General features: G+C 57.1%; 6 protein-coding genes. 4 read left to right on the forward strand and 2 right to left on the reverse strand.

Going from position 1 to position 7,271, the window contains the following annotated elements; all coding sequences use genetic code 11:
* Positions 1 to 325: 325 nt before the first annotated feature.
* Positions 326 to 982 carry a hypothetical protein gene (locus tag AC1DYM_RS22620; RefSeq protein ID WP_477342244.1) on the reverse strand — a complete coding sequence of 219 codons (657 nt, stop codon included), beginning with the start codon at positions 980 to 982 and terminating at the stop codon, positions 326 to 328.
* A 275-nt stretch (positions 983 to 1,257) separates the two neighbouring features.
* Positions 1,258 to 2,349, reverse strand: a complete 1,092-nt coding sequence (locus tag AC1DYM_RS22625) for a RelA/SpoT domain-containing protein (protein ID WP_477342246.1) — start codon at positions 2,347 to 2,349, stop codon at positions 1,258 to 1,260.
* A 491-nt stretch (positions 2,350 to 2,840) separates the two neighbouring features.
* Here AC1DYM_RS22625 and AC1DYM_RS22630 point away from each other — a divergent pair, with 491 nt between their 5' ends.
* The 4 genes from AC1DYM_RS22630 to AC1DYM_RS22645 all read left to right on the forward strand — a co-directional run bounded on the left by AC1DYM_RS22630 (position 2,841) and on the right by AC1DYM_RS22645 (position 7,083).
* The gene (locus tag AC1DYM_RS22630) at positions 2,841 to 2,996 is read left to right on the forward strand and encodes a hypothetical protein (protein WP_477342248.1); all 156 of its coding nucleotides are present in this window, start codon (positions 2,841 to 2,843) and stop codon (positions 2,994 to 2,996) included.
* A 266-nt stretch (positions 2,997 to 3,262) separates the two neighbouring features.
* On the forward strand, positions 3,263 to 3,634 hold the full coding sequence (locus AC1DYM_RS22635) for a hypothetical protein (RefSeq protein ID WP_477342250.1): 372 nt from the start codon (positions 3,263 to 3,265) through the stop codon (positions 3,632 to 3,634).
* Between the two features lie 564 nt (positions 3,635 to 4,198).
* Positions 4,199 to 5,164 (forward strand): TauD/TfdA family dioxygenase, encoded by a 966-nt coding sequence (locus tag AC1DYM_RS22640; protein WP_477342252.1) that lies wholly within the window; start codon positions 4,199 to 4,201, stop codon positions 5,162 to 5,164.
* 86 nt (positions 5,165 to 5,250) lie between these two features.
* Positions 5,251 to 7,083 (forward strand): ABC transporter ATP-binding protein, encoded by a 1,833-nt coding sequence (locus AC1DYM_RS22645; protein WP_477342254.1) that lies wholly within the window; start codon positions 5,251 to 5,253, stop codon positions 7,081 to 7,083.
* The last annotated feature ends 188 nt before the right edge of the window (positions 7,084 to 7,271 follow it).

The following is a 7,271-nucleotide window of genomic DNA, read 5'->3' on the forward strand; positions in this document are numbered from 1 at the left end:
ACCCTACATGATGATGTGCCCCGCCGCTTAAGCGCGGTTACGGTTAGCCGCCGCGACACCACGCTCGCCCGCCGGGTGAGCCCATCTTCAGCCGCATCCCGTGCGGAAACGCGCTCGGCATAGCGAATCGGTATCCGCTCGCTAGCCTGCTGGCAGTGGTTGCCGACGACCAAGAACATGACGCATCGATCGAGGCAATCGCATCCTCGGAGCGGGAAGCAGCGCAATCTCCTTGCCCTTAGTCACGCACCGCCGATGTTTCCGAAAACATCCGTTATCGCCAGACGGCGCCCAATATCGTGGACCTTGGTGGCGTACGCCCGAGTCAATCGTCCGTTAACGGTGATACGTCTGGCGTGAGAGACTCGCGTTGGGCTGCGACAATCTCGGCGACCAGTGCTAGGTATGCCTCGACGGCGGCCCGTGCTTTTCGGTGCGCGGATCCAACCAGCGCGCTCGCATTGCTGAGCGGCAGCGGCGGAGTCCCGCCAAAGCCGTACGAAACGACCCCTCGGGCAGGGTCGGCAACGAGCAGGAACGCGCCGTCAGGCTGTCTGACCATGTCTTGAAAGGGCTCGATGCGGCGCTTGACCATCTGCGTGAATCCCGCCTCCAGGCGAGGGGCGATGGAGTGACTTGCCTGGTTGCGGAAATCGAAGGTCAGTCGCCGGAAAGCGGTGTCATCGACGGATGCCAGGTGATCGAGAAACGAGGGCAGGGTCGACCAGACTGCTCCGATGGCGGCGAGCTGACGCTCCTGCTGAGGGGGGGCGAGATAGCGGTTTCCCTTGTCGCCCTCGAGGCTGTCCTTGTAAGTGGGATCCGTCGCCAAGCGACCGTGGTGAATAGCATGGGTGGCGATGTTGTCCAAGCGATCGCGTGTCGCGGCCGGCTGCAATAGGCACCAGGTGGCAACCGGCTCGACGCAGTGCGAACTGATGGTCCAGTTTGCCTCGTCATCAAACCGGCCGGACGCAAGCACGGTCACTCATGCTTGTAATGACAGCAGTTGGCTTTGCCACTGGTGGATGCCGTTCAACGCTTCCCGGACGTCGCCCGCGATAAGGGTGTCAATGAAGGCAAGGTGCCAGTTGACCACACTAACCGACTCGGTCAGATCGCACGAAAGCGGCCGGCTGCTGGTGTCTTGCAGCAGACCAAGCGCATCGAGCTAGGCGGCAATCGCATCACCGTAGAGCTCGAGGTCGGGATCCGAACGACGCATAGCGATGTCCTCGTTGTTGCCCGGCAGCGTTGTTAGCCGAATGAGGGGCCGCGAACATCGCCGCCCACGCCTGGGTTGGACGACGTCGGAATACGTCCGATCACACGTTCAACCGAGTCAATGAAATTGCGCGCGTCCAGAAAGTAGTTCGGATACGACTTCCGCAATCCGTCGACGGAGCCGCCCGTGATGAGGACGGGATTGAGCGGCTCGCCGGAGCGCGCGCGCTCCTCCACGGCCTGATAGTCCGAGTTGGCTTGCTGTTGCTCGGATGCGGAATAGGACCGAATGGATAGCCGGCGTACGCCCATGTCCAAGACCACCAGGTGGTAGGTGTTTCGCAACCGGCCGCTGGTGGAAATGCGGTTGGCCGCCACTGTGAAGCCTCGAAGCTTGGCGGCGACCTGCAGCCCTGACTCACTCACCCTCAAGTCAGCGACCACCTCGTCGTACCCACGCCCTCGGTGTGCCTCTGGCGGCGCCGCCCGCTCCTGCAGGGCAAAGGCGGCGCTGGCAAGCCGGAAGAAGCCACCCCAATCCTCCGTGGGTCGCCCTGCCTTGATGGATTCGCCCATGAAGGCATCGACGGTCTCCACGGCCGTGGCCCAGGCGTGCTGTAGGGCGGTACGCAACTGAAGCTCCACGTGCAATCCACTGAATTCGCCGGCCCGATCCGAGGCGTAGCAATACACCAGATGGAAGCCGCGATAGCCATCTTGCTTGGGCGAGGTGATGTAATCCTTCTCGTTGACCAACGTATGTTGGAACCGGCTGTTCATGTAACTCTCGTAGAGCCGATTGACCTTCGCCTGATTCCCCAAAATGGCGCGCAGTCCGGCGATGTCCTGCATTTGCGGAAGGCGCATTGAGGGAAAGCGTTGCAGCTTTGCGATGACTGAAGGAGCACGCTTGAGTCGCTGACCAACGATGCCGTAGCGGTCGACGACCTTGAGCTTGTCTCGCAGCGTGGCCTGGAACGTGTTCAGCGGGTAGCCGTGCAGCGCGCGCCAATTGGTCAGCACCGAGGTCGCCCACGGCCCTTGATCTGCGCCTTCCGCCCCCGCCAAGATGCGTCCGGCTTTGACGACTTCTTCTTTCGAATAATGTGGTTTCACCGGTGCCATGATGGTTCCTCCCTCGCGCCATTGTAGTCACTTCCGTGGCGCGTTCTGGAGCCGGGGAAGGGTGATCCAACACGGAAGACACCCAGTGGGACTGGAAGCGTGTGAGCTTTGCCCATTCGGCGCGACGTCGTCGACGTCAGGGTCAGGTTCCGCTGCGGCGCCGACGCATGGCGGCCAGCTTGGCAAACCGATCTTCGCCGGCGTCCTGAGCCAAGACACGCTCGGCATAGCGGAGCGGCATCCGTTCGCTCGCCCACCCCCCCCGACCAGTTGTACCTGCGCGGTGGACGAGCTGGCGCGGACCATGTCCTGGGCCGCACCCACGCGCGCGGAATGCCCGGAAAGCCAGTGCAGTTCCACGTCAAGGCCGGCCCGCGCCACGGCGCCGGAACACCGCGCTGACCTCGCGCGTGCCGGGCGGGTGCAGTTCGCGTTGCTTCGCACCCTCACGACGGGCCTGACACAGTAGGCGGATCGCTTCGCTGGGCGCCATGGCGGGGATCGAGCTGTATGTCATCGACGACCGCGTGAAATACGACCTCGCCTGGCAACGACTGGGTTCGCCAGGCCTCGAGCGTGGCAAGCGTTGCCGGAAGCAAATACAGCGTACGTCCGACGTCGGCCTGATCGGTCTTGGTCTTGCCTAAGCGGTTGTTGAGCGTGGGCGATTGTGCTCAATCGTAAGGCATTGATTATAATCAGTTGAACCCATTGCTTGCGCACGTCGAAGTAAGTGAGTTCGAGCACTTTGACGTGCCGTTGCAGCCACGCCGGCGCGGCATCGACTGAGCGCGGGCGATCTTCGCACGCCTCTTGGATGCGCACGCGCTCGATGTAGCGGATTGGAATCGTTAACTCAGGTCATAGCTCAGTCAGCTGCTCTTGGGTCGGCCGTCGAGACAATCTGCTCGGGATGTACGTCCTGACTTTATGGGACAGCCAACAATTCTTGCTCGCATTGCGCTTGACCATAAATTTATCTTGGCAGAGTGATATTCTTATAACGAACTACATGGAGCTTCGCGAAATGTCACTCCTAAAAACGCGCTTGACAGAAACTGAAAAGCTACTGACAGACCTCAAGAAGGCGCGCCAAACGGCTAATAAAATTAATCGGCAGCAAGCTAAGCAAAGCAAGAAAATGCGCGAACGTAAGGCTGTGCTTATAGGTGAGGCGGTGCTTGCGCGCGTTAATAGCGGCGAACTGGGTGAGGCGGAATTTCTTAAGATGATGGACGATGCATTATCGCGTCCGGTAGATCGTGCTCTGTTTAGCTTGAAGTGATCGGGGCGCGTTACTGTCACGACTGTTTCAGCTCGTAGCCGCCTCTTAGTACGGCTAGCTGCTAGATACAGCACCAAGCGTGTTTGCGAACTACGGCACTCGTTTTAGGGCCAAGAGCCAAGAGTTCAGAACGGGTGGTTGCCTGCCATAGTTGCTTGGTAGGCATTTCTGGTTGCGACGAGCAAATAGCCACGATGTGGCTTCACAGCAACAGCAACACATTAGGTGTCTAAGACCGTGCGTGGGTTTCGCGTCCGCGTCCTGCAGTCATCGATCAGAGCGAATGGACTCAAAGGTTAACGCGTGCGCGAAACAGGTAGGTCGCCTTTTTGACGTGAGCGATAGTTTCATGAATCGTCTGTCACAAGCCTGTAGTTGTCCTAGGTCACGCTGCGGCCTCGAACGTACGGCAGTCGCTGCGTATAAGTGCTGTGCGTCTGACGGCCCATGGGTCTGCTCGCGGTCGCAGGATAAAACGATGTGTACGTTACCTCGGTCTTATCGTACAATTTTGGCTTGCGTAGAGGCAGGCTGCCTCAGTCGGGGCAGTAGGTTCAGCAAGGCATGGATATGCATGATTTTTTCCGCGTTGACCACGAAATCTTTCCGCTTCAGTTCGCTCCTTTGGACATATCTAAGTCCGGGGTTGAAGCGCTGGCCGAAGCTCTTGAACGTTATCACGATGAATTGAAGGCGCTTCTTCATAAAAGAGGGGCGATTCTGTTTCGTGGCTTCTCCCTTGAAAGCGCGCTGGAATTTAATAGGATGGCGGCGAGGCTGATTCATTCGCAGTTTGACTACACACTTGGCGATTCGCCGCGCAGCCTCGTCCAGGACAACGTTTATAGTTCCACTGACTATCCTGCTGAGTTTGAAATAAGTCTGCATCAGGAGATGTCCTACTCGCGCGTCCGGCCGAGTTATCTGTGCTTTTTCTGTCAGATTGCTCCTGTAATTCGTGGCGCGACACCTTTAGCTAACTTTCGCGACATCTTGGATGTTCTGCCTGCTGGTATTGTTGAAAGGTTCTCTGAATCAAAGCTTAGGTACAGGCGAACCTTGCATGGTGGGCTAGGGATAGGTAAGTCCTGGATGCACACTTTCAACACTACCGATCGTGCCGTCGTCGAGAGAGTTCTTTTCGAGATCGATGCGACGTTTCACTGGCAGAACGACGGTTCGCTGCGCGTCGAGGAGATAGTGGACGCGATAATTGATCACCCGGTGACCGGCGAGAAAGTTTGGTTCAATCAAGCCGAACAGTGGCACCCGTCTGCGCTGGACGAGGAGACGCGACTAGCAATGGAAGATTTGATGCCGGTCGAGAACTTTCCTCATTACGTAGAGTTCGCTGATGGCACTCCGATGGACATCGGTGATCTCGACGCTATTCGCTCGGCGCAAGCGAAAATGAGTCGTCGCTTCGACTGGCATCGGGGCGACTTACTCCTAGTCGACAATGTTCTCGTCGCTCATGGGCGGGAATCATTTGCTGGCGAGAGAAGAATCTTGGTGAGCCTGGGAAATTAAGGTGCAACCCGGCCGGCGTTGACCTCTCGTTTTTTCGACCGCTGGACGTGTTAACGCCGCCGGGTAATGTACAGCAATGGAATTTTATGAAGCGGATTCTGCAGGCACTAGAGTCGATCATTGACGTTTATGGCCCCGAACCTGAAGGCTCACCGCCGAGAGGGCTGTACGGCTTCTACGCCTACTACATTAGGCAAGCGAAGGGCGTGTTTGCAACGCTAGTGGTTCTCGGGTTGCTAATAGCTGTGGTTGATGTCGCGCTGTTCGATTTTCTTGGTCGCATCGTTGACATGGCCGAACGTACCGGGCCCCGTGCTTTCTTCTCCACACATGGTTTCATGCTCTCTGTGATCGCGATCATCGTTATAGTCGTTCGACCTATCGTCGTCGGCTTGCATGCTCTGCTGGCCAATCAAGTGCTCCAGGCCCGCATGACGAATATGATTCGCTGGCAGCATCATCGTCGTGTGCTCCGCCAAAGCGTCGCGTTTTTTAAGAGTGATTTCCCGGGTCGTATTGCCGATCGGGTATTGCAAACTGGGGCGGCCCTGCGGGAATCGGCGCTACAAATGGCGGATGCAATTTGGTACATCGTCGTCTATTTGGGCCTGTCTATTGCGCTTCTAGCCCGCATCGATTACCGCTTGGCCATTCCGATGTTCGTCTGGGCTATTTGCTACCTCATTCTCAGTAAGTTCTTGGTGATGAGATTCATTGACCGCTCTGAGAAAGCTGGAGCTATGAGATCGAAACTGTTCGGTCGCATTGTCGACGGTTACAGCAACATAGCTACGCTTAAGCTGTTTTCTCACACGGGGCGCGAGGAGGTCTACGTCCAAGAGGCTATTTCGGAGCAAACGGACGCGCAGATCAACTCCACTCGTCTCGTAACGCTGATGGACTTCACGGTTACCGCTGCGAATGGGGTCTTGATTGCCTGTACCACGGGACTCGCGCTATGGCTGTGGTCCCGAGAGGTGATTTCTCTAGGAGCGGTCGCCCTTGGCGTCGGTCTTGTGATGCGGTTGAATAACATGTCCAGTTGGATTATGTGGATTATTCACAGCATCTTTTCGGATATTGGAACTGTCAAAAACGGCATCGATACAGTCACCACCGAGCCGTTCGTCAAGAATACGGCGGGGGCGGCTAATCTTGTTGTAAGCGGTGGTGCAATTACTTTTCAGGATGTTTGTTTTAGCTACCTTCCGTCAAAGCGCGTCCTGACGGATCTTTCTCTCGCTATCAAGCCTGGGGAGAGAATTGGACTTGTGGGACCTTCGGGAGCTGGAAAGTCCACGTTGGTCAATTTAATTCTCAGATTTTATGACGTCGATGGGGGGCGCATTCTTATCGACGGTGTCGATATCTCGCAGGTCTCTCAGGAGAGTCTGCACGCACAGATCGGCATGGTTACCCAAGACGTCTCGTTGCTTCATCGTTCCCTGCGCGACAACATTGCGTACGGTCGGCATGAAGCAACCGCCGCCGAAGTTGAAAGCGTCATTCACCAGGCTCGGCTCGGCGACTTTATCTACTCGATGATAGACGACGAAGGTCGGACTGGTTTAGATGCGCACGTGGGGGATCGGGGAGTGAAATTGTCGGGTGGTCAACGCCAGCGAGTCGCGATTGCGCGAGTGCTTCTTAAGAACGCACCGATTCTCATTCTCGACGAGGCCACGTCCGCATTGGATTCTGATTCTGAGTCCGCGATCCAAGACAACTTGGACGCGCTGATGCAAGGAAAGACAGTTATTGCCATTGCGCATCGTCTTTCAACTATCGCAAAAATGGATAGGCTTGTCGTGATCGAAGAGGGACGCATCGTTGATGTTGGAACGCATTCCGAGCTTATTGGGCGGGGCGGACTGTATGCCCGACTATGGCAGCTGCAGAGTGGCGCCTTCCTCGTTTGAACCCTTGACGTAATGTGCCCGCCGCGCTGGTAGTTCTGCGGTCGAGACATCGCCCCACTCAGCGACTCCTGTCCGCTTCTTGTTCTCATAAAGGCTACAACCATGGTCGGATCAGTGTCTGGCGAGCATCTGGCGTCGCAGGAGGCGTACTGGCTGACGCAGCTGTCGGGAGCTCCGGCGCTGTTGGA

The organism is Luteibacter sp. P1_D3, from assembly GCF_056406135.1.

Coding starts and splice junctions, on each gene's coding strand:
- AC1DYM_RS22625 (WP_477342246.1), bottom strand. CDS start 2,349: ATGGCACCGGTGAAACCACATTATTCGAAAGAAGAAGTCGTCAAAGCC.
- AC1DYM_RS22630 (WP_477342248.1), top strand. CDS start 2,841: ATGGCGGGGATCGAGCTGTATGTCATCGACGACCGCGTGAAATACGAC.
- AC1DYM_RS22635 (WP_477342250.1), top strand. CDS start 3,263: ATGTACGTCCTGACTTTATGGGACAGCCAACAATTCTTGCTCGCATTG.
- AC1DYM_RS22640 (WP_477342252.1), top strand. CDS start 4,199: ATGGATATGCATGATTTTTTCCGCGTTGACCACGAAATCTTTCCGCTT.
- AC1DYM_RS22645 (WP_477342254.1), top strand. CDS start 5,251: ATGAAGCGGATTCTGCAGGCACTAGAGTCGATCATTGACGTTTATGGC.